19 protein-coding genes are annotated in these 20836 nt (G+C 68.5%); 12 read left to right on the forward strand and 7 right to left on the reverse strand.

Going from position 1 to position 20836, the window contains the following annotated elements; all coding sequences use genetic code 11:
• Positions 1-277: 277 nt before the first annotated feature.
• Positions 278-1612, reverse strand: a complete 1335-nt coding sequence (locus L6Q21_RS14660; protein ID WP_237831501.1) for a UbiH/UbiF/VisC/COQ6 family ubiquinone biosynthesis hydroxylase — start codon at positions 1610-1612, stop codon at positions 278-280.
• Between the two features lie 438 nt (positions 1613-2050).
• Here L6Q21_RS14660 and L6Q21_RS14665 point away from each other — a divergent pair, with 438 nt between their 5' ends.
• From L6Q21_RS14665 to L6Q21_RS14675, 3 genes are all read left to right on the forward strand, one after another.
• Complete coding sequence (locus L6Q21_RS14665; RefSeq protein WP_255696927.1) at positions 2051-4444, forward strand: FtsK/SpoIIIE family DNA translocase; 2394 nt, start codon at positions 2051-2053, stop codon at positions 4442-4444.
• 150 nt (positions 4445-4594) lie between these two features.
• The gene (locus tag L6Q21_RS14670) at positions 4595-4927 is read left to right on the forward strand and encodes a YnfA family protein (RefSeq protein WP_237831503.1); all 333 of its coding nucleotides are present in this window, start codon (positions 4595-4597) and stop codon (positions 4925-4927) included.
• Between the two features lie 74 nt (positions 4928-5001).
• Complete coding sequence (locus L6Q21_RS14675; RefSeq protein ID WP_237831504.1) at positions 5002-5349, forward strand: YgiW/YdeI family stress tolerance OB fold protein; 348 nt, start codon at positions 5002-5004, stop codon at positions 5347-5349.
• Positions 5350-5649: 300 nt separating this feature from the next.
• Here L6Q21_RS14675 and L6Q21_RS14680 read toward each other — a convergent pair whose 3' ends face one another.
• On the reverse strand, positions 5650-7302 hold the full coding sequence (locus L6Q21_RS14680; RefSeq protein ID WP_237831505.1) for an electron transfer flavoprotein-ubiquinone oxidoreductase: 1653 nt from the start codon (positions 7300-7302) through the stop codon (positions 5650-5652).
• Positions 7303-7435: 133 nt separating this feature from the next.
• Here L6Q21_RS14680 and L6Q21_RS14685 point away from each other — a divergent pair, with 133 nt between their 5' ends.
• From L6Q21_RS14685 to L6Q21_RS14710, 6 genes are all read left to right on the forward strand, one after another.
• Positions 7436-8206, forward strand: coding sequence for a uracil-DNA glycosylase (locus tag L6Q21_RS14685; RefSeq protein WP_237831506.1), 771 nt, complete (start codon positions 7436-7438; stop codon positions 8204-8206).
• Positions 8203-9999 carry a lytic transglycosylase domain-containing protein gene (locus L6Q21_RS18165; protein WP_237831507.1) on the forward strand — a complete coding sequence of 599 codons (1797 nt, stop codon included), beginning with the start codon at positions 8203-8205 and terminating at the stop codon, positions 9997-9999. Before L6Q21_RS14685 ends, L6Q21_RS18165 begins: the two co-directional genes overlap by 4 nt.
• Before the next feature lie 117 nt (positions 10000-10116).
• On the forward strand, positions 10117-10470 hold the full coding sequence (locus tag L6Q21_RS14695; protein WP_237831508.1) for a hypothetical protein: 354 nt from the start codon (positions 10117-10119) through the stop codon (positions 10468-10470).
• 60 nt (positions 10471-10530) lie between these two features.
• Entirely contained in the window at positions 10531-11562 is a 1032-nt protein-coding gene (locus L6Q21_RS14700; protein ID WP_237831509.1) for a magnesium transporter CorA family protein, read from the forward strand.
• Between the two features lie 45 nt (positions 11563-11607).
• A complete protein-coding gene (locus L6Q21_RS14705; RefSeq protein WP_237831510.1) occupies positions 11608-12693 on the forward strand; it encodes a PA0069 family radical SAM protein in 1086 nt (361 codons plus the stop codon).
• 75 nt (positions 12694-12768) lie between these two features.
• Positions 12769-14121: an OmpA family protein gene (locus L6Q21_RS14710; protein WP_237831511.1), complete on the forward strand. Its 1353-nt coding sequence runs from the start codon at positions 12769-12771 to the stop codon at positions 14119-14121.
• A 70-nt stretch (positions 14122-14191) separates the two neighbouring features.
• On the opposite strand, the gene L6Q21_RS14715 is transcribed toward L6Q21_RS14710, so the two are convergent.
• Together L6Q21_RS14715 and L6Q21_RS14720 are read right to left on the reverse strand one after the other, a co-directional pair.
• A complete protein-coding gene (locus tag L6Q21_RS14715) occupies positions 14192-14824 on the reverse strand; it encodes a 2-hydroxychromene-2-carboxylate isomerase (RefSeq protein ID WP_237831512.1) in 633 nt (210 codons plus the stop codon).
• Positions 14825-14835: 11 nt separating this feature from the next.
• The gene (locus L6Q21_RS14720; RefSeq protein WP_237831513.1) at positions 14836-15576 is read right to left on the reverse strand and encodes an SDR family NAD(P)-dependent oxidoreductase; all 741 of its coding nucleotides are present in this window, start codon (positions 15574-15576) and stop codon (positions 14836-14838) included.
• Between the two features lie 76 nt (positions 15577-15652).
• Between L6Q21_RS14720 and L6Q21_RS14725 the strand changes: the two genes are divergently transcribed.
• Entirely contained in the window at positions 15653-16096 is a 444-nt protein-coding gene (locus tag L6Q21_RS14725; protein WP_237831514.1) for a winged helix-turn-helix transcriptional regulator, read from the forward strand.
• A 5-nt stretch (positions 16097-16101) separates the two neighbouring features.
• Here the strand turns inward: L6Q21_RS14725 and L6Q21_RS14730 are convergent, their stop codons facing one another.
• The gene (locus tag L6Q21_RS14730) at positions 16102-17040 is read right to left on the reverse strand and encodes a LysR substrate-binding domain-containing protein (RefSeq protein ID WP_237831515.1); all 939 of its coding nucleotides are present in this window, start codon (positions 17038-17040) and stop codon (positions 16102-16104) included.
• A 187-nt stretch (positions 17041-17227) separates the two neighbouring features.
• Between L6Q21_RS14730 and L6Q21_RS14735 the strand changes: the two genes are divergently transcribed.
• Both L6Q21_RS14735 and L6Q21_RS14740 read left to right on the forward strand, forming a co-directional pair.
• Positions 17228-18418: an MFS transporter gene (locus L6Q21_RS14735; RefSeq protein ID WP_237831516.1), complete on the forward strand. Its 1191-nt coding sequence runs from the start codon at positions 17228-17230 to the stop codon at positions 18416-18418.
• On the forward strand, positions 18415-19110 hold the full coding sequence (locus L6Q21_RS14740) for an alpha/beta fold hydrolase (protein ID WP_237831517.1): 696 nt from the start codon (positions 18415-18417) through the stop codon (positions 19108-19110). The genes L6Q21_RS14735 and L6Q21_RS14740 overlap by 4 nt, the downstream gene beginning before the upstream one ends.
• A gap of 62 nt (positions 19111-19172) precedes the next feature.
• Here the strand turns inward: L6Q21_RS14740 and accC are convergent, their stop codons facing one another.
• Both accC and L6Q21_RS14750 read right to left on the reverse strand, forming a co-directional pair.
• Positions 19173-20516 carry an acetyl-CoA carboxylase biotin carboxylase subunit gene (gene accC / locus L6Q21_RS14745; protein WP_237831518.1) on the reverse strand — a complete coding sequence of 448 codons (1344 nt, stop codon included), beginning with the start codon at positions 20514-20516 and terminating at the stop codon, positions 19173-19175.
• Positions 20517-20530: 14 nt separating this feature from the next.
• The coding region (locus L6Q21_RS14750) for an acetyl-CoA carboxylase biotin carboxyl carrier protein (RefSeq protein WP_237831519.1) at positions 20531-20836 on the reverse strand (306 nt) is incomplete at its 5' end.

Genomic DNA, 20836 nt, shown 5'->3' on the forward strand with positions numbered 1-20836 from the left:
AGCGGGCACGGCGGTGGAGGCGGAAAGCTGGACCCCGGGTCAAGCCCGGGGGGACGAATGGCTATGGCCGATCAAACCTCGCGCCACAGCCGCGTCCGCAACCGATTCGATTGCCTGCGGCGCTAAAATCCCCCCAGCGCCGCAGGCAATAAACCCCCACCCCACCAGCCCAACCCCGCCGCAAACCCCGAGAACCGGGGGTGCAGGGGCGTCACGCCCCTGCTGGGTCCAGGGCAAAGCCCTGGCCGCCGGAGGCAAGCCCCAACCCCCAAACAGCCTACCCCAGCTCGCCCCGCAGCAACGGCGGCCGATCTCCGGTCTCCCCGCGCGCGATGGCCATGAAGGCGCGGCGCAGGAAGGGCAGGCGGTTGACGGCGGCGAGCCCGGTCGAGCGGATGCGCTCGGCCGGCCGCCCGGGGATGGCGAACAGCCGCACCAGCACGTCGGTGGTGAAGGCGGTGGTGAAGTTGTCGCCGCGCCGCCAGCGTTCGTAGCGGCGGGCGACGTCGGGGTGGCCGAGGTCGAGGCCGTGCCGCGCCGCGTCGGACAGCACTTCGGTCAGCGCCGCCACGTCGCGCAGGCCCAGGTTCAGGCCCTGCCCGGCGATGGGGTGGATTCCGTGGGCGGCGTCGCCGACGAGGATCAGCCGGTTCGCCCAATAGCGTTCGGCGTGCTGCAGGTTCAGCGGGAAGCTCTGCACCGGCGCGATCACTTCCAGCTTGCCGAGGAAGCTGCCCATGCGCTTTTCCGCTTCATGGGCGAAGGCGCGGGGCGAAAGCGCTTTCACGCCCTCGGCGTCCTTGCTGTGCACGGTCCAGACCAGCGCGGAGCGGTGGCGGCCGTCCGGCAGGTCGTTCATCGGCAATTGCGCGAACGGCCCGGCGGAATAGAAAAGCTCGGAGGCGACATTCCGGTGCGGCTTCTCATGCGCCAGCACGGTGACGATGGCGGTGGCGTCATATTGCCAGCCGGCGGTGCGGATTCCGGCCTCCTTGCGCAGCGCGGAGGGACGGCCGTCGCAGGCGACGATCACGGGCGCCGCCAACTCGCGGCCGTCGGCCAGCCGGATGCGCGCTTCGTCGGCGCCGCGTTCGCGGCTTTCGATGCTGGCCGGCGCATAGAGGCGCACGCGCGGATGGGCGCGCAGCCGTTCCAGCAGGGCGGCGCGCAGCGTGCGGTTTTCCAGCATGATGCCCAGCGGCTCGGCGGGCTCGGCCTCGGCGCTGTCGAAATGCAGCAGGCCTGGCGCGCCGCGCCGGCTGTCCATCCGCACATTGTCGCCGCCATCGGTCACGCGGATGGCGCGGATGGGGCAGCCGACCTCGTCCAGCAGATCGCCGAAACCCAAGGCGCGCAGCATCCGCGCCGAGGAGGAGGCGATGGCGGAAACCCGGCCGTCGAAGCCGGGCGCCAGATGCGCGTCGGGATCGGCGCGTTCGATCAGGCCGACTTCGAGGTCATGCTCGGCCAGCGCCAGCGCCAGCGTCAGGCCGTTGAGCCCGCCGCCCACGATCAGCGCGTCGTGCAATAAAGGCTCGCGCGCAGCCGCCTGCTCGCTGCCGGCTGGCATGGTTTCGGGCGCTTTCGCGCGGCTTTTCCGGCTGTCAGACATGCCCCCTGATAGCGCTTCGCCATCCCCCCCGACAGCCCCTGCGGCACAATGGCCGGCCTACCGAAATGCCACTTTTTTAATCACATGGAAATTTTCCGCAAAAATATGTCGAAATTTTATGCAAATATGTCTCTGGACGACGGAACGCCCGCTTGCGCCGCAATTGGCACGCTATTTGATGATGGAGGATCGGGCGCCTTCGGGCTCCTGTGCTCGCTTCGGGGACTTCCAGGTCCTCCCCTTTAAAGGCCCGGGCCATTGTCGCCCGGGCCATTTTTTGCGTGACTCATGCGCCACATGGCAGCCATTTCCGGTACAGACAGGGAACATGCTCTTGACCGCCGGAGTCCGGGGCAGGCATCATGGCCGGGATGCAGGTCCGGCCCTGCCGTGGCGGCCGATATGGGAGTGTGTGTGGCGACGAGCTACCAATCGCTGATGGAGGGCGCCCTCGGGCGGCGGCCGAAGAAGGCGCAGGCCCGGAACGACTGGGACGCGCCGGAAGGCCCGTCGTTCGGCGAACGCCTGTCGGGCTTCGCGCGCGGCGCCGCGCGCGTGCTGTTCGGCCTCGCGGTGGTCGCGCTGGGCGTGGCGCTGGCCGCCGCGCTCCTCAGCTACAACCCGTCCGACCCCAGCTTCAACAGCGCCACCAGCGCCACCCCCACCAACATCGCCGGCGCCCCCGGCGCCTATGTGGCGGACCTGCTGCTGCAGGGCTTCGGCCTCGCCTCGGCGCTATTGGTGCCGATCTTCCTCGTCACCGGCCTGCGCCTAGTCGTCGGCCGTCCGCTGCACCGCTTCCGCCGCTCGGTCGGCCTCACGCTGCTGGCGCTGCTGCTGTCGGCGGCGGCGCTCGGCCTCGCCTGGCCGGCCCCCATCGGCACGCTGGACGCCGGCGCCGGCGGAGTCCTCGGCCTGGCGCTCGCGCGGCTGCTGTCGGCCATTCCCTTCCCGGCCGGCTTCGATCCGGCGATCGCCGCCATCCGCGCCGCCATCCTCTTCGGGCTGATCGGCCTCGCCCTCTTCCTCTGGGGCCTCGGCCCCAGCCGGCAGGAACTGGGCGCCGTCGGCCGCCTGTTCGCCTTCCGCCGCGGCTTCGAGGAGGCCGAGGCCGAAGCGCCATGGGAACAGCCCGCCGCGCAGCCGGAACCGCGCGCCCGCAAGGCGGCGGTGCGCGAAAACCCGCTGCCCCCGCCAGAAGCCGAGCCGGAGGCGCCGCAACGCCGAATCGCCGGCCCCGCGCCCCGCCAGCCGCCGAAGCGCGAAGCGCCGGACCGGCAGCCGGCGCTGCAACTGGGCGACCGCGCCGACCTGCCGCCGCTCAGCCTGCTGAAGCCGCCGCCGCGCCAGCAGGCCGCCGGGCTGGACGAGGCCGCGCTGGAGCAGAACGCCCGTCTGCTGGAAGGGGTGCTGGAGGATTTCGGCGTGAAGGGCCGGATCGTCGGCCTGGCGCAAGGCCCGGTCGTCACCCTTTACGAGCTGGAACCGGCGCCGGGCATCAAGGCCAGCCGGGTGATCGGCCTCGCCGACGACATCGCCCGCTCCATGAGCGCGGTGTCCGCCCGCGTCGCCGTGATCCCGGGGCGCAACGTCATCGGCATAGAGCTTCCGAACCTGAAGCGGGAAATGGTCTCGCTCTCCGAACTGATCGCGGCGGACAGCTTCCAGGGCTCGTCGGGCACGCTGCCGATGATCCTCGGCAAGGATATCTCCGGCGCGCCCGTCGTCGCCGATCTCGCCCCCATGCCGCACCTGCTGATCGCCGGCACCACCGGCTCGGGCAAGTCGGTTGGCCTGAACGCCATGATCCTCTCGCTGCTCTACCGGCTGCGGCCGGACCAGTGCCGGATGATCATGATCGACCCGAAGATGCTGGAACTGAGCGTCTACGACGACATTCCGCACCTGCTCGCCCCGGTGGTGATCGAGCCGCAGAAGGCCATCCGCGCCTTGAAATGGGCGGTCGAGCAGATGGAGGAGCGCTACCGCAACATGGCGCACATCAACGTGCGCTCGCTCTCCGGCTACAACGACAAGGTGCGCGAGGCGCTGAAATCCGGAAAGCCCTTCATAAAACGCGTGCAGACCGGCTGGGACGAGGAGGGCAAGCCCGAGTTCGAGGACATTTCCCTGCCGCTGGAGCCGCTGCCCCTCATCGTCGTGGTGGTGGACGAACTCGCCGACCTGATGATGACGGCCGGCAAGGAAGTGGAATTCCTGATCCAGCGGCTGGCGCAGAAGGCCCGGGCCGCCGGAATCCACCTCATCATGGCGACGCAGCGCCCCTCGGTCGACGTCATCACCGGCGTCATCAAGGCGAACCTGCCCACCCGCATCAGCTTCCAGGTCACCAGCAAGATCGACAGCCGCACGATCCTCGGCGAAATGGGCGCCGAGCAGCTTCTGGGCAAGGGCGACATGCTCTACATGCCCGGCGGCAAGCAGTGCGTGCGCGTCCACGGCCCCTTCGTTTCCGACGAGGAGGTGGAGGCGGTCGCCGAGCATTGGAAGGCGCAGGGCGCCCCGGATTATCTCTCCAGCGTCACCGAAGAGCCTGAGGGCGGTGACATGCTGGGGGCAATCCCCGGCTCGGCGAAAGGCGGCGCCGGCGGCGCGGCGGGCAATGCCGACGATCCGCTGCAACAGGCGATCCAGGTGGTGGCGACCAGCCGCAAGGCCACCATCTCCTACCTCCAGCGCCAGCTCCGCATCGGCTATAATTCGGCGGCGCGGCTGATCGACCAGATGGAGGAAATGGGCCTCGTCTCCTCGCCCGACCATGTCGGCCGCCGCGAGGTGCTGATGGACGAAGCCGGCAACCGCCTGCCCTAGGGTGAGGACTCCTATTCCCTTCGTCACCCCGGGCTTGACCCGGGGTCCAGCTTTCCCACCGGCTGAGCCAGGAAGCCGCATCCCGGGTCAAGCCCGGGATGATGGAAAATATATCCATTCCCTGCATGCGTTCTCAACCTGGGAACATATATGACCGCCCCCGTCTGGTTCCTCTACCCGGCCGCCGCGCTGGCCGAAATCGCCGGCTGCTTCGCCTTCTGGGCCTGGTGGCGCATGGGCGCGACGCCGCTCTGGCTGCTGCCCGGAATGGCCAGCCTCGCCGCCTTCGCCTTTCTTCTGGCGCTGGTGCCGGCCGACCATGCCGGCCGCGCCTACGCCACCTATGGCGGCATCTACATCGCCGCCTCCATCCTCTGGGGCTGGGCCATGGAAGGCGCCCGGCCGGACCGGTGGGACATCGCCGGCGGCCTGGTCTGCCTTGCCGGCGCGGCGATCATCCTGCTGGGGCCGCGTTCGGCCTGAACGGGCCTCGTTTCGCCGATTGACGCCATCTTGCGCAAGGGCAATCCTGCCGCTCCTCAACCGGGAGGATTGCCATGATTCGCACAGCCATCGCCGCCGCTCTGCTGCTCACCGCTTCGGCTGCTTCGGCGCAGTTCAGCGGCCCGTCTTCCAACCCCCGCGCGCAGGCCACCACCGTGGCGCAGGTCGCGAACGCCCGCCCGGGCAGCTATGTCACGCTCACGGGCCACATCGTCGACCACCAGCGGGAGGATTACTACACCTTCCGCGATTCCACCGGCGAAATCCGCGTGGAGATCGAGGATGAGGATTTCCGCGGCCAGAAGGTCACGCCGGAAACGCAGGTCCGCCTGACGGGTGAGATCGATACCGGCTTCCGTGGCCGCTACATCGATGTGGATACCGTCGAAATCCTGAAATGAGGTGGGTATTTCCTACGCGAAATTCGTCTAACAGGCTGAAATTGCAGTGTAGGGGAATGTTCCACGTGGAACAATAAGGTTCCGATATGGTTATTGCACGCGGCCGGCGGCCAAGCCGCCGAGTTCGCTTTCTGTCCGCGAAAGCGGGGGCGCTGCGCCCGAAGGGTTAAAGAAGAAGAAAAACGCGGGCAAAGCCCGCGCCGTCGGACTGGCCGGGGCCTGTTGGGGCCCCGGCTCAGCCGGCCGAGCTTGCGGCGAGTCCGCGAGTCAGCGCTGCGCGCTGATCGCGGCCGCCTTCAGCTACATATTCGGATAATTCGGGCCCCCACCGCCCTCCGGCGTCACCCAGTTGATGTTCTGCGTCGGGTCCTTGATGTCGCAGGTCTTGCAGTGCACGCAGTTCTGCGCGTTGATCTGGAAGCGCGGCTCGCCCGTCTCCTCGCCCACCACTTCATAGACTCCGGCCGGGCAATAGCGCTGGGCCGGCTCGTCATAGAGCGGCAGGTTGATGCGGATCGGCACCGACGGGTCCTTCAGCTGCAGGTGGACCGGCTGATTCTCCTCATGGTTCGTGTTGGAAAGGAACACGCTCGAAAGCTTGTCGAAGCTGATCACCCCGTCGGGCTTGGGATATTCGATCGGCCAGCAATGCTCGCGGCGCCAGATTTTCGTGTGATCCGGCTCATGGCCAAAGGTGAAGGGCATGCGGACGCCAAGCGTCTCCGCCCACATGGTCGTGCCGGCCAGCATCGTCCCCACCGTGCCGCCGAACTTCGAAACCAGCGGCTCGGTGTTGCGCACCAGGCGCAGCTCCTCATACACCCAGCTCGCTTCATAGGCGGTGGTGTAGGCCGTCAGCTCGTCGCCCTGCCGTTGGCTGGCGATGGCGTCGACGGCGGCCTCGGCCGCCATCATCCCCGTCTTCATCGCGGTGTGGCTGCCCTTGATTCGCGGCACGTTCACGAACCCGGCCGAGCAGCCGATCAGCGCCGCGCCGGGCATCGTCAGCTTCGGCACCGCCTGCCAGCCGCCCTCGTTGATGGCGCGCGCGCCATAGGAGACGCGGCGGCCGCCTTCCAGGATCTCGCGGATGGCGGGGTGCGTCTTCCAGCGCTGCATCTCGTCGAACGGCGACATATGCGGGTTGCGGTAGGAAAGGGCGACGACGAAGCCCAGCGCCACCTGGTTGTTGGCCTGATGGTAGAGGAAGCCGCCGCCCCAGGCGTCGGTCAGCGGCCAGCCCTGGGTGTGGATCACCCGGCCCGGCGCATGCTTTTCGGGCTTGATGTCCCAAAGCTCCTTGATGCCGATGCCATAGACCTGCGGCTGGCTGTTGGCGCGCAGATCGAAACGCTGGATGAGCTGCTTCGACAGATGCCCGCGCACGCCTTCGGCGAAGAAAGTGTATTTGGCGTGCAGTTCCAGGCCCGGCTGGTAGCTGGGGCCGTGCTCGCCGTTGCGCTCCACGCCCATGTCGCCGGTCGCCACGCCCTTCACCGAGCCGTCCTCGTGGAACAGCACTTCGGCCGCCGCGAAGCCGGGGAAGATCTCCACGCCCAGCGCTTCGGCCTGCTGCGCCAGCCAGCGGCAGAGGTTGCCGAGGCTGCCGGTGTAGGTGCCGGCGTTGTTCATGAAGGCGGGCATGATGAAGTGCGGGAAGTCGTATTTCCGGCCCTTGGTGAGCACCCAGTGGTGGTTTTCCGTCACCGGCACGTCCGCCAGCGGGCAGCCCTGCTCGCGCCAGCCGGGGATCAGCTCGTCCAGCGCCTTCGGGTCGATCACCGCGCCGGACAGGATGTGCGCGCCGACTTCCGAGCCCTTCTCCAGCACGCAGACGGAAAGCTCCAGCCCCTTTTCGCTGGCAACCTGCTTCGCCCGGATCGCCGCCGACAGACCGGCGGGGCCGGCGCCCACGATCACCAGGTCATAGGGCATTGCTTCGCGTGTCGTCATTCCACTCACCTTCCCCGGCGCCGGCCATTACCGGGCGCACGCCGCTCTATTCATCGCAGCGTCCCGGGTTTTCAACCCGAAAAGCGGCGGAAGGGCTTGACCATAGGCAAGCGCCTCTCAATTGTCGCGGCCTATGCAAGAGGCTGTGGAAGGGGCACGGTCCGCCAGCGTCGCGCCGGCGGAAATCGCCGCCCTTCTCGATTGGTGGAAACTGGCCGGAGCCGATGTGGCGGTCGGGGACGCGCCCGCGCCCTGGCTCGGCGCCGAGCCGCGGCCGCTTCCGGCGCCGGAAATGGCCCCGCAAATGCCGCCGGTGCGGCAGGAAGCGCGGCAGCGGCCGGCGCCCGCCGAAGCCGGCGGCTGGACGAGCATCCAAAGCCTGGCGGCCCTTCGCGAGCGGCTGTCGGCGGAAATCCCCAACATCCCCTTCGCGGACGGCGATCCGCTTTCCGGCCTGATGCTGCTCGGCGAAGCGCCGTCCGCCGAGGATTTGCGCACCGGCCGCCCGTTCAGCGGCCCGGCGGGGCTCTTCCTCGACCGGATGCTGGCCGGCATCGGCCTCGACCGCAAGTCCTGCTACATCGGCCTGCTCTGCCCGCGCCGTCGGGTGCCCGGCCCGCCGCCGCCGGACGCCATCGCCGCCGACCTGGAACTCACCCGCGCCCATATCCGGCTGGCGGCGCCGCGGCTGATCCTGCTCCTGGGCGCCAATCCTGTGCAGGCGCTGGCGGGCACCGATGCGCCCATCGGCCGGGTGCGCGGGCAATGGCTTCAGGTGGACGCCGGCGCCGGCCCGGTGCCGGCGCTCGCCAGCTTCAACCCCGCCTATCTGCTCCGCCGCCCGGAGGAGAAGGCCAAGGCCTGGGCCGACCTGCTCGCGCTCAGGCGGAGACTGTTGCAGTGATCCGCTTTGCCCGCCTTTCCCTCTGCGCCGCCACGCTGGCGCTGGGCGCCCCGCTCGCCGCGCAGGACGCCGCGCCGGAAACCGCGCCGGAAACCGCCTCCGAGACGATCAACGTCACCGCGCCGCTGCTTTCCCGCGCCGAACGCTCGGTGCCGCCGCAGCTGAACGCCGCGCAGCGGGGGCAATATGCCCGCATCTTCCGGGCGATCGAGGCCGGCCGCGTCAGCGCCGCGTCGCAGGAACTCGCCGCCATGCCGCCCGGCATCCTGCACCCGACGGCGGAGGGGCAGATATTGCTGGCGCAAGGCTCGGGCGCCGGGCTGATGCGGCTGGTCGCCTGGCTGGAAAGCAATCCGGCGGCGCCCCAGGCCGCGACCATCGCCGGGCTGGCGCGCAAGGCGGGCGCCACCAGCCTGCCGCCGCTCGCCAGCCTGAAGCGGCTCACGCCGGTGCGGCTGACGCCGCCGCTGGGGCCGCGCAGCGCCCGCACCCAGACGAGCGCCGACACCGCCTTCGCCACCGCCGCCAGGGCCGCCATTTCCGGCAACCGCCCGGCCGACGTGGAGGGGATGCTGGACCGCTACGGCTCCGACCTGTCGGCCGAAGTCCGCAGCGAATGGGCGCAGCGCGCCGCCTGGGACGCCTATCTGGACTTAGAGGACCCGCTGGCCGAGCGATTGGGGCGGCGGGCCTCGAACGGCTCGGGCGAATGGGCGGCGATGGGCTATTGGGTGGCGGGCCTCGCCGCCTTCCGCCAGAATGATTGCGAAGCGGCGGCGAAGCATTTCGACGCCATCGGCCAGGTCTATTCCGCGCCGACCGACCTCCGCTCGGCCGGGGCCTATTGGGCGGCGCGCAGCCATGTGCGCTGCGGCCGACCCTGGCTTTCGACCGAGCGGCTGAAGGCGGCGGTGGCGCGCGACAAGGACGGTTTCTACGGCCTGCTGGCGACCGAGGCGCTGGGGCTGGAAGCCAATATCGACTGGCGCGAGCCCGACTTCATCCAGGCCGACTGGACGACGCTGAAGATGCACCCCGGCGCCCAGCGCGCCGCAGCCCTGGTGGAGATCGGCCAATTGGGCCTCGCCGACCGGGAGCTTCGGCACCTGGCCGCCGCCACCGGCAACGACGCCTATGAGCCGATCCTGCGGCTGGCCGCCCGGCTGGACCTGCCGGCGACGCAATATTGGCTGGCGCAGAACCCGCCGCCCGGATTGATGCCGCCGATGTCCGCCCGCTTCCCGACGCCCGACTGGAAGCCGGTCAGGGGCTGGCGCGTGGACAAGAGCCTGGTCTTCGCCCACGCCCTGCAGGAATCGAAGTTCATCACCGGCGCCCGCTCCGGCGCCGGGGCCAAGGGGCTGATGCAGATCATGCCCGGCACCGCCCGGGATCTCGCGAAGGCGATGGAGATCGAGCACCGCGACGACCTGCTGGCCGATCCGTCGTTCAACGTGGAATATGGCCAGTCTTATCTTGAGATGCTGCGCGACAGCCCGCACACGCAGGGCCAGTTGCCCAAGGTGATCGCCGCCTACAACGCCGGGCCGGGTTCGGTGCAGAAGTGGAACAACGGCGGGCTGAAGGACAATGGCGACGTGCTGCTGTTCATCGAAAGCATCCCCTTCCGGGAGACGCGGCATTATGTGGAAGTGGTGATGCGCAACTTCTGGCTCTACCAGATGAAGGAGGCCGCGCAGAACCCCAAGGCCGCCGCCGAGCAGCCGGGGGTGCATCTGGTGGCCGCGAACCGCTGGCCGCGCTTCCCGCAGACGAGGCCGGTCGTGCGCTGAAAAGATTTCACACTTGAAATTTTTCCCGCCCTGTGCCAGTTGATCCGGCATCGTGAGAGCCCCGCCAAGAGGAGCTGAGGTCTGGACTATCTCAACCATAATCTGACCCCGATACTGGTGGCGGCGATCTTCGGCCTGCTGGTGGGGCTGGGGCATTTCCTGCTGTCGAAACCGGGGGAGCGGCCGAAGCTGGATTTCCTGATCCCGGCGATGATCGCGCAATTCTGGCTGGCCGCCGTGCTGGCGGGCGCGCTGCTGATGGGCCCGCCTTCCAGCGAGCCCTGGATTTCGATGCTGATGACCGTGGTGGTGATCTGGGTTGGGTTGATCGTGCCGCCGCTGATGGTGACCCTGCGCTTCCGGGGCCATTCCGGGCCGATGGCGGCCGCCGACAGCCTGCACTGGCTGCTGGTGCTGCTGGTGCAGGCGGCGGTGATGCAGAGCCTGGGGCTGGTGCGCCCGCCTTATTGAGCGCTTTTGTGGGGGAGGGCGATTGCGCCCGTCATCCCGCCGGCCTAGCTTCCCGTCGCCATGCTTCGCCTGCACGCGCCGAACCGCCTTTCCGAGCCGCTTCCCGTGGAACTCGTCGCATCGAACGGCGATGTCTTTTCGCCGCTGCCGACGCCCGAGGCGATCCGCGAGGCCGTCTGGGTCGATCTTTCCTACCCGACCGGCAACGAGAGGCGCGCGGTGGAGGAAGCGCTGGGGCTGGAGCTTCCGACCAAGGCCGACATGGCGGAGATCGAGGCGTCCAGCCGCGTCTATCGCGAGGGGCATGCGCAGGTGATGAACCTGCTGCTGGTGGTGGGGGTGGATTCCGACACGCCGGCGGCGGTGCCCGTCAGCCTGATCCTGACTCCGACGCAGCTGGTGACGGTGCGCTACACCGACCCCATGGCCTTCCGGACGCTGGACATCTCCTGCTCCCGCGCGGTGCCCGGCGCCAGCCCCGGCCGGCTGTTCGTCCGGCTGATGGAGAATGTGGTCGACCGCACCGCCGACATATTGGAGAAGATGGGGGGCGAGATCGATTCCGTGTCGGCGCAGGTGTTCGGGCTGGACCGGCCGAAGACCCTGCGGCTTTCGACCGGCGACCTGCAGACGATCCTGCGCCGCATCGGCAGCACGCAGTTCGTGCTGAACAAGGTGCATGAGTCGCTGGTGACGCAGTTGCGCGCCGTCAGCTTCCTGTCGATCGGGCAGCAGGAAGACGAGAATGGCAATCGGGCGAAGACCGACAAGCTGATGCGCGAGACGCTGAAGTCGCTGACGCGCGACATCCAGAGCCTGAGCGAGAACAGCCATTATCTGACGCAGAATGTCGGCTTCCTGCTGGACGCGGCTTTGGGGCGGATTTCGATCGAGCAGAACGCCATCGTGAAGATCTTCTCGGTGGCGGCCGTCATCTTCCTGCCGCCGACGCTGGTCGCCTCCATCTACGGCATGAACTTCGCGCATATGCCGGAGCTGGAACTGCACTTCGGCTATCCGATGGCGATCGGGATGATGATCCTGTCGGCGGTGCTGCCCTATCTGTGGTTCAAGAAGAAGGGGTGGCTGTAGGCCGATTGCGCTTGCCCGAATGTTCTTATTTTGTTCCAATGCGGCATGGCACGCGACTCCGGCCGGGCGGCCCCGGGCAATGAACTGAGCGGCCGTTTCGGCCTGCCATCGCGGCAGGCCGACGGCGACTGGCTGGACTGGGCGGAAGGGGCGGACGAACTGCCGCCCTTGCGCACGACGGTGACGGTGGAGCGGCCGCGCAAGGCCATGACCCGCAACGAAAGCCCCGACATCCCCTTCGACCGCAGCTTCAACGCCTATCGCGGCTGCGAGCATGGCTGCATCTATTGCTTCGCCCGGCCGACGCACGCCTGGCACGATCTTTCGCCGGGGCTGGATTTCGAGACGAAGCTCTTCGCCAAGCCGACCGGGCCGGCGCTGCTGCGGGCGGAATTCGCCAGGGCCGGCTATCGGCCGGCGGTGCTGGCGATGGGCACCAACACCGACCCCTATCAGCCGATCGAGCGCGAGTGGCGGATCACCCGCGCCGTGCTGGACCTGTGCCTGGAGACGCGCCACCCGGTCAGCGTCACCACCAAGTCCGACCGGGTGCTGATGGACCTCGATCGGCTGGCGGCGCTCGCCGGGCTGCAACTGGCGATGGCGATGGTTTCGGTGACGACGCTGGAGCGGAAGCTGGCGCGGAGCATGGAGCCGCGCGCCGCCGCGCCGCACCGGCGGCTGGAAGCCATCCGCCGGCTGAGCGCGGCCGGGGTGCCGACTTTCGTGTCGGTTTCGCCGATCATCCCGGCGCTTACCGACCATGAACTGGAGGCGATCCTGGCGGCGGCGGCGGAAGCCGGGGCCTGGGGCGCCTTCTGCCAGCCGGTGAGGCTGCCGCTGGAAGTGGCGCCGCTGTTCGAACGATGGCTGCACCTGCACGCGCCCGACCGGGCCGCCCGCGTGCTGGGCGCGATCCGGGCGATGCGGGGCGGCAAGCTGAACCGCGCCGGCTGGTTCGAGCGGATGCAGCCGCAAGGCGAGTGGGGGCGGCTGTTGCGCATGCGGCTGCGGATGGCGACTCGGCGACTCGGGCTGGACCGGCCGCCGCCCGAGCTGCGCCTCGATCTTTTTGCCCCGCCGCATGCCATTTCCCCTTCGGCGGACCGGCGGCAGCGTGAACTTTTCTGAACGGCGGATAAACGGGCTTGCGGGAATTTGCCGGGTTGCTAACCTTAAGCCGCTATAATTGGCAGGGGAATTACCATGTTGTCTTCCGCCTTCAGCGTCGGGCTCTGGACCATCTTGTTCTGGATCCTGATCGGATTGGCGATCGGCGGGCTGTTGGCCCGCCTTTTCGGTTCCACGCAAACCAGCACCGCAACCGCTCTTGGCGTCGCCGATTTCGAGGGCAAGACCACGACCATCCGCACCGAGACCACGCATCTGGCCGACCAGCTGGAAGCGATCGAGGGCGTCGGCCCGCAGATCGCCGAGCTGTTCCACAAGAATGGCGTGCACCGCTTCGCGCAGATCGCGGCGATGAGCCCGGCCGATATCGAGAAGATCCTGGCCTCGGGCGGCAGCGCCTTCGCCATCGCCCAGCCCTTCACCTGGCCGTTCCAGGCGAAGCTGCTGGAAAATGGCTGGATCGCCGAATATCTGGAAGTGGGGCAGAAGCTGAAGGCCGGACGCCTGCCGCTGACCGGCCTTGCCGGCGTGGGCGAAGCGACGGCCGAGCGGCTGTCGTCGGTCGACACCGGGTCCGTCCAGTCTCTGGCTGCCGCCGATCCGGCGGCGCTGGCCGCGAAGCTGGCCGCTTCCGGCGACGCGATTTCGGAATCGCGCCTGGCGGGCTTCATCGCCGAAGCGCAGAAGCTGCTGGCGGGCGACATGGCCGGCCTTATCGCCTTCTTCGGCCTGCCCGCCGGTGTGCTGAGCACGCGCGCGACGGCGAGCTACAAGCAGACGCAGGATGTGTCCGGCCCGATCGTCAGCGCCAAAAGCCTGGTGGGCGGCCTGCCAGCGGCAACCGCCACCGCCACGGGCGGCGCACCCTGGTGGCCGGTGTGGCTGGGCCTTGGCGGCGCCGCCATCCTGGCGCTGCTCTGCCTGCTGAGGATCTGGTGCCCGGTGCAGCCGGGGACGACGATCGACGTGCGCAAGACGGTGATCGTGAACCCGGCGGTGGAAGCCGAGCCCGAGCCCGCTGCGCCGACCGGTTCCGGCCTCATCTCGCGCCTGCTGGACGGCAAGCCGCTGCTGATCGTCTATTTCGAGACGGCGAAGAGCGATGTCGCCAATGAACTGACCGCGGAATCGGCGAAGCTGAAAGCGTATCTGGACACGCACGCCGACTCGCGGCTGTCGGTTTCCGGCTATGTCGATCCGCGTGGCGATGCCGCCTTCAACGAGAAGCTCGCCAGGGACCGCGCGACCAAGGTGCGCGACGCGCTGGTGGCCGCCGGGATCGGCGCCGACCGCATCGACCTCGACAAGCCCGCCGATATCGTCGGCGACGGGGCGACGCTTTCCGCCGAGCGCAAGGTGGAAGTGAAGATCAAGGAAGGCGGCGTGGTGGCCGAGGGTGGGGATGTGACCCGGACCGCCGCACAGTAAAGCCGTCTTTCCCACAAGTTGTGGGAGGAGAGAGGAAACCCGCCCGGATCCAACCGGGCGGGTTTTTTCGTTAGCGGCCGATGCCTTGGGCTTCGACGCTGTTCAGTTCGGCTTCCACATCGTGGAGGCTGTCCTTGCCGAAGAAGAGCTGGTCGCCGACGAGGAAGCTCGGGATTCCGAACACGCCTTTCTCGACCGCGCCTTGCGTGTTGGCGAGGAGCTTTTCCTTGATCGCCGGCTCCTGCGAGAGGGCGAGCAGGCGCTCGGCCGGGAAGCCGGCTTCGGCGAGCGTTGCGGCGAGGATCGCCGGGTCGTCGAGCTTGCGGGGTTCTTCCCACATATAGTGGAACAGGCTGTCGACATAAGGCGCGAGCAGGCCCTCGGCTTCCGCCGCGCAGGCGGTGCGCATCAGCGACAGCGTGTTCAGCGGGAAGTGCGGGTTCATGGTGAAGCGCTGCAGGCCGTGGCGGCGCTGGAAGCGCTGCATCTCGTGCGCCATATAGGCCGCCTTGGCGGGGATGTCGGCATAGGCGATGAAGGGGGGCTGGTTGCCGGTGGCCTTGAAGATGCCGCCCAGCAGCACGGGCACATAGCGGAGTCTGGCGCCGGTGCGCGCCTCGAGGCCGGGCACGAGCTGGTGCGCGAACCAGGAATTGGGGCTGCCGAAATCGAACCAGAAAATGGGGTTGGGATCGGTGGGCATCGGGTTTTTTCCTACCAGGTTTCGCCGAAGGGGCGGAGGTCCAGCTCGTGGGTCCAAGCGTCTCTGGGCTGGGTGTGGAGGCGCCAGTAGGTCTCGGCGATGGAGCCTGGGTGCATCAGCGCGCCTTCGGGGATTTCGGTGATTCCGCGTTCGGCGTAGCGCTGGCGGACGAATTCCGTGTCCACGCCGGAATCGATCACCAGATGCGCGACATGGATATTCTGCGGCCCCAGTTCGCGGGCCATGGCTTGCGCGGCGAGGCGCAGGCCGGCCTTGGCGGAGGCGAAGGCGGCATAGCCCTTGCCGCCGCGCAACGAGGCGGTGGCGCCGGTGAAGAAGATGGAGCCGCGGCCATGGGCCAGCAGGCGGCGGGCGGCTTCGCGGCCGGTGAGGAAACCGGCGTAGCAGGCCATTTCCCAGACCTTGCGGAACACCCGCTCGCTGGTGTCGAGAAGCGGGACGTTCACATTGGCGCCGACGTTGAAGATGACGGCTTCGAGCGGGGCGGAGGCGTCCGCCGCGTCGAGGAAGGCCGAGATCTGGTCTTCCGAGCGGGCGTCCAGCCGGTCGCCGGTGAAGCGGCCGCCGGCGGCTGCGATTTCGGCGGCGAGGGGCTCCAGCTTTTCGCCCTGGCGGCGGCCGCCATGGACGTGGAAGCCCTCGGCCGCGAAGCGGCGGCAGATGGCGGCGCCGATGAAGTCCCCGGCGCCGACGACGGCGACGCTGGCTTTTGGGGTGGGTCGGCCGGGCATATCGTCTCCCTGAGTCAGTTTACTTTTGGAACTGATATTGGCACGGTGGCGGGGCTGTCAATCATGGGATTTGCGGATGAAGTGGAACGACCTGGCTTCGGAGCGCTGCTCGCTGGCGCGCGCGCTGTCGGCCGTGGGGGATCGCTGGACCTTGCTGATCCTGCGCGACGCCTTCCTGAAGGTGCGGCGGTTCGACGATTTCGAGGCCAGCCTGAAGATCAGCCGGCGAATGCTGACCGAGCGGTTGCAGGCGCTGGTGGCGGAAGGGGTGCTGGAGCGGCGCCCCTATCGGGAGCGGCCGCTACGGCATGAGTATCGGCTGACGGAAAAGGGGCTGGCGCTTTACCCTGTGCTGCTGGCGCTGCTGCATTGGGGCGACAACTGGTATGCGGATGCGGACGGCCCGCCGGTGCGGCATCGGCACAAGGGCTGCGGGCAGCATTTCCACATGGTGCCGACCTGTTCGGAATGCGGTGAGGTTCTGGGCGCGCGGGATGTGGTGGCGGAGCGGATGGGGTGAGGCGGTTATCGGCCGGACACTGACGCTGGCGATCGAGGCGGGTTTTGCAGCATCTGCCGCGCGGTCGTTCTGGCGATCGCGGCGAAGTTCGTCGCGAGCTTCGGCGGCATCGCCCGCCGATAGGCGGCAACGAGGGAAACGCGCGGAGAAGGGGCGCCGATTCTGCGATAGGCGACCCCGTTCACGTTGAGCTGCCCGATGGACGCCGGCAACAGCGAGAAGCCGAGTTCGGCCGACACCAGGGATAGGATGGAGGCGATCTGCGGGGCCGGCTGACCCAGAAGCGGCTCGAAACCCGCGGCGCGACAGGCCTGCAACGCCGAATCGTGCAGGCTGACGCCCAGCGATCGCGGTGTGAGGATGAGGGGATCGTGCGCGAGGGCGGCGAGGTCCAGGTCTCCGGCCCCCTGCGCGGCGGGGTGCGAAGCCGGCAGCACCGCCAGCAGCGGCTCCTCGGCCAGTTGGCGCACGACGATCTCGTGCGGGTCGGAAGCCGCCGGGCGCAGGATCGCGAGGTCGAGCCTGCCGTCCAGCAGGCCGCCGATCAGCGCCACCGAATTCGTTTCCTCCAGCTTCATCTCCACATCCGGGAAACGCCTGCGGAACGCCCGGATGCTGGCCGGCACGATCGGATTGAGCGCGGCCGTGCCCGTGAAACCGAGCGTGAGCTGGCCGGTCTCGCCGCGCGCCGCCCTTTGCGCCGCACGGACGGCGTCGGCCGCCGAGACCGGGATGAGCCTTGCCACTTCCAGAAACGCCCGGCCCGCCTCCGTCAGTTCGGCTCCATGCGGAACCCGGTGGAAAAGCTGTGCGCCGATCTCGGTCTCCAGGTCCCTGATCTGCAGGCTGAGCGGGGGCTGGCCGATGCCGACGCGCGCGGCGGCGCGGGTGAAATTGCCTTCCTCGGCGACGGCGAGGAAATAGCGGATGTGGCGAAGCTCCATACCATTCATATAATATATGAAGATCGTTATCTCCATATATTAGACAGGCGAAGTTCATCGGCGCTACAGGATTGCCCAGAAAGCGCCGAAGATCATGTTCCAGCCAAGGCCGACCGAAGACGAAATACTCCCCTGCGACTCCGGACCCGGGGAAGCGGGACGCTTCGAAACAGGCGCGGATACCGCAATGTGGATATCACGCGGGACGCGGGAGTATCGGCGGGCCGGCGCGGCGCTGTTCCTCGCCGGATTCGCGAGCTTTTCCCTGCTCTACTGCGTGCAGCCGCTGCTGCCCGCATTTGCGCGGACATTTTCCATCACGCCGGCGGAAAGCTCGCTGGCGCTTTCGCTGACCACCGGGCTTCTGGCCGTTTCCATCCTGTTGGCCGGGGCCTATTCGCAGGCGCTCGGCCGCAGGGGGCTGATGTTCGGGTCTATGGCGCTGGCCGCCATTCTGAACATCGCCGCCGGCTTCGCGCCGGGGTGGCACGGGCTTCTGGCGGCCCGGGCGCTCGAAGGCTTCCTGCTGGGGGGCGTGCCCGCCGTGGCCATGGCCTGGCTCGCCGAGGAGATCGACCCGGACGATCTCGGCAAGGCCATGGGCCTTTACATCGCGGGCACGGCCTTCGGGGCGATGATAGGGCGGGTCGGCATGGGATTGATGACCGAAATCGCCTCCTGGCGGGTGGCGATGGTCTCGCTGGGTGTGTTGTGCTTGATGTCGGCGGCTGGTTTCTTCCTGCTGCTTCCCCGGTCGCGGCATTTCGTGGCCCGGCGCGGCCTTTCACTGGCCTATCATCTGGGCGCCTGGGGCGCGCATCTGCAGAACAGGGGGCTGGTGCGCCTCTACGCCCTGGGTTTCGTGCTGACGGGCATCTTCGTCACCGTCTTCAACTATGCGACCTTCCGGCTGTCGGAGCCGCCTTACGGCCTGAGCCAGACGCAACTGAGCATGATCTTCCTGGCCTTCGCCTTCGGCATCGTCGCCTCCAGCTCGGCGGGCGGGCTTGCCGGCCGCTTCGGCCGGCGGCGGCTTCTGCTAAGCGGTTTCGGGCTGATCCTTTCCGGCCTGCTGCTGACGCTCGCGGCGCCGCTGCCTTTGATCATCGTCGGCATCATCCTCATCACCAGCGGCTTCTTCATCGGCCATGCGGTGGCGAGCAGTTCGGTGGGGCCGCTTGCCGGGGTGTCGAAGGGGCATGCGGCCTCGCTCTACCTTCTGTTCTACTATCTCGGCTCCAGCCTCGTCGGGTCGGCGGGCGGGTGGTTCTGGCAACAGGGCGGATGGCCCGCCATCGTGCTGCTGACCGCGGCGCTGGCGCTGGCCGGCTTCTGGCTTTCCCACGCCGCCACCCGGCCGGACGGCAGGGCAGCATGAGCCGCACGCCACTTGTCCTGCTGCCGGGGCTGCTCTGCGACGAGCGGCTCTGGCGCGACCAGGCGCGGGATTTGCAGGACGTCGCCGAGCCGATGATCGCCGACCTGACCCGGGACGACAGCGTGGCCGACATGGCGCGGCGCACGCTCGACCTGGTGCCCGGGCGTTTCGCCCTCGCCGGGCTTTCGATGGGCGGCTATGTCGCCTTCGAGATCCTGCGGCAGGCGCCGGAGCGGGTGACGCATCTGGCCTTGTTCGACACCAGCGCCGCGCCGGACGACGCCGCGCGTGTCGCCCAGCGCCGGGCCGGGATCGAATCGCTGAAGGTCGGGCGGTTCGTCGGCGTCACGAACCGGCTGCTGCCCCGGCTGATTCACCCCTCGCGCCTGTCCGGGCCAGTCGGCGAGGAGCTGCAGGCGATGGCGGCGCGCGTCGGCGGCGAAGCCTTCCTGCGCCAGCAGAAAGCGATCCTCGGCCGGCCCGATTCCCGCCCCTTGCTGCCGCGGATCGCGGTTCCGACGCTGGTCGCGGTCGGCGACAGCGACGGGCTTACGCCGCCCGCCGAGGCGGAGGAAATCCATCGCGGCATTGCCGGTTCGCGCCTGCATGTGCTGCCGGCTTGCGGACATCTGCCGGCGCTGGAACTGCCGCATGAAACCAGCGGCTTGCTGCGCGCATGGCTGAAAGGCTGAAGGGGCCGGGCTTGCCCCCCGGCCCTGCCTGAACCCCTCCGTGGAAGAGGAGGGGCTTTGGGTCAGTTCTTCCTGGCCAGCAGGGCTTCCAGCCATTTGATGCTGTAGTCGCCGGACTGGAAATCCGCCTCGGTCATCAGCCGCTGGTGGAGCGGGATGGTGGTGCGGATGCCGCCCACCACCATTTCCTCCAGCGCGCGCTTCAGGCGGGCGATGGCGTCCGGGCGGTTGTCGGCGTGGACGATCAGCTTGGCGATCAGGCTGTCGTAGGTGGGGGGCACGCGGTAGCCGTCGTAAAGCGCGGAATCGATGCGCACGCCGGGGCCGCCGGCGGCGTGGAATTCCTGCACCAGCCCCGGCCATGGCGCGAAGCTCTCCGGGTCTTCCGCGTTGATTCGGACTTCGATGGCGTGGCCCTTCAGTTCGACTTCATCCTGCGTGCGGCTGAGCGGCAGGCCGGCGGCGACACGGAGCTGTTCCTTCACCAGATCGAGGCCGGTCAGCATTTCGGTGACCGGATGTTCCACCTGAAGCCGGGTGTTCATTTCGATGAAGTAGAATTCCCCCTTTTCCCAGAGGAATTCGATGGTGCCGGCGCCGCGATAGTGCATGTCGGCCATGGCCCTGGCGCAGATGCCACCCATGCGGGCGCGCTCGGCGGCGGAAAGCACGGGGGAGGGGGCCTCCTCCAGAACCTTCTGGTGGCGGCGTTGCAGCGAACAGTCCCGCTCGCCCAGATGGATGGCCTGGCCCTTGCCGTCGCCGAAGATCTGGAATTCGATGTGGCGCGGGTTCTGGAGATATTTCTCGATATAGACGGCGTCGTGGCCGAAGGCGGCCTTGGCCTCGGCGCGGGCCTGGCGGAAGGCGCCTTCCAGCATAGCGGCGTTTTCCACCACCTTCATGCCGCGTCCGCCGCCGCCGGCGGCGGCCTTCACCAGCACCGGGTAGCCGAATTCCTCGGCCACCTTGCGGGCGTCGTCCACCGTTTCCACCGCGCCGTCCGAACCGGGCACGAGCGGCAGGCCGAGGGCGCCGGCCGTGCGCTTCGCCTCCACCTTGTCGCCCATGGTGCGGATGTGCTGCGGGCTGGGGCCGATCCAGGCGATCCGATGCTCTTCGACGATCTCGGCGAAGCGGGCGTTCTCGCTGAGGAAGCCGTAGCCGGGGTGGATGGCATCGGCCTGGGCGATTTCGGCCGCGGCGATGATGTTCGGGATGTTGAGATAGCTGTCGGACGCGGGCGGCGGGCCGATGCAGATGGCCTCGTCCGCCAGCCGGACGTGCATGGCGCTGGCGTCGGCCGTGGAGTGGACGGCCACCGTCTGGATGCCCATCTCGTGGCAGGCGCGGTGGACCCGCAGCGCGATTTCACCCCGGTTGGCGATCAGGACCTTGCGGAACATGCGCGGGGCTGCCGTCACTCGACGATGACGAGCGGCTGATCATATTCGACCGGCTGCTCGTTGGCGATGAGGATGGCCTTCACCACGCCGGCCTTGGGGGCGGTGATGGGGTTCATGACCTTCATCGCCTCGACGATGAGCAGGGTCTCGCCTTCCTTCACCGCCTTGCCTTCGGTGACGAAATTGGCGGCGCCGGGTTCCGGCGAGAGATAGGCGGTGCCGACCATCGGCGACTTGACGGCGCCGGGGTGATCCGGGGCGGCCGGCGCCGGGGCGGCGGCGGGCGCGGCCGCTGCGGGCGCCGCCGCGACCGGGGCGGG

Origin of the sequence: Sandaracinobacteroides sayramensis (genome assembly GCF_022014495.1) — a bacterium.
Classification (GTDB): Bacteria; Pseudomonadota; Alphaproteobacteria; order Sphingomonadales; family Sphingomonadaceae; genus Sandaracinobacteroides; species Sandaracinobacteroides sayramense.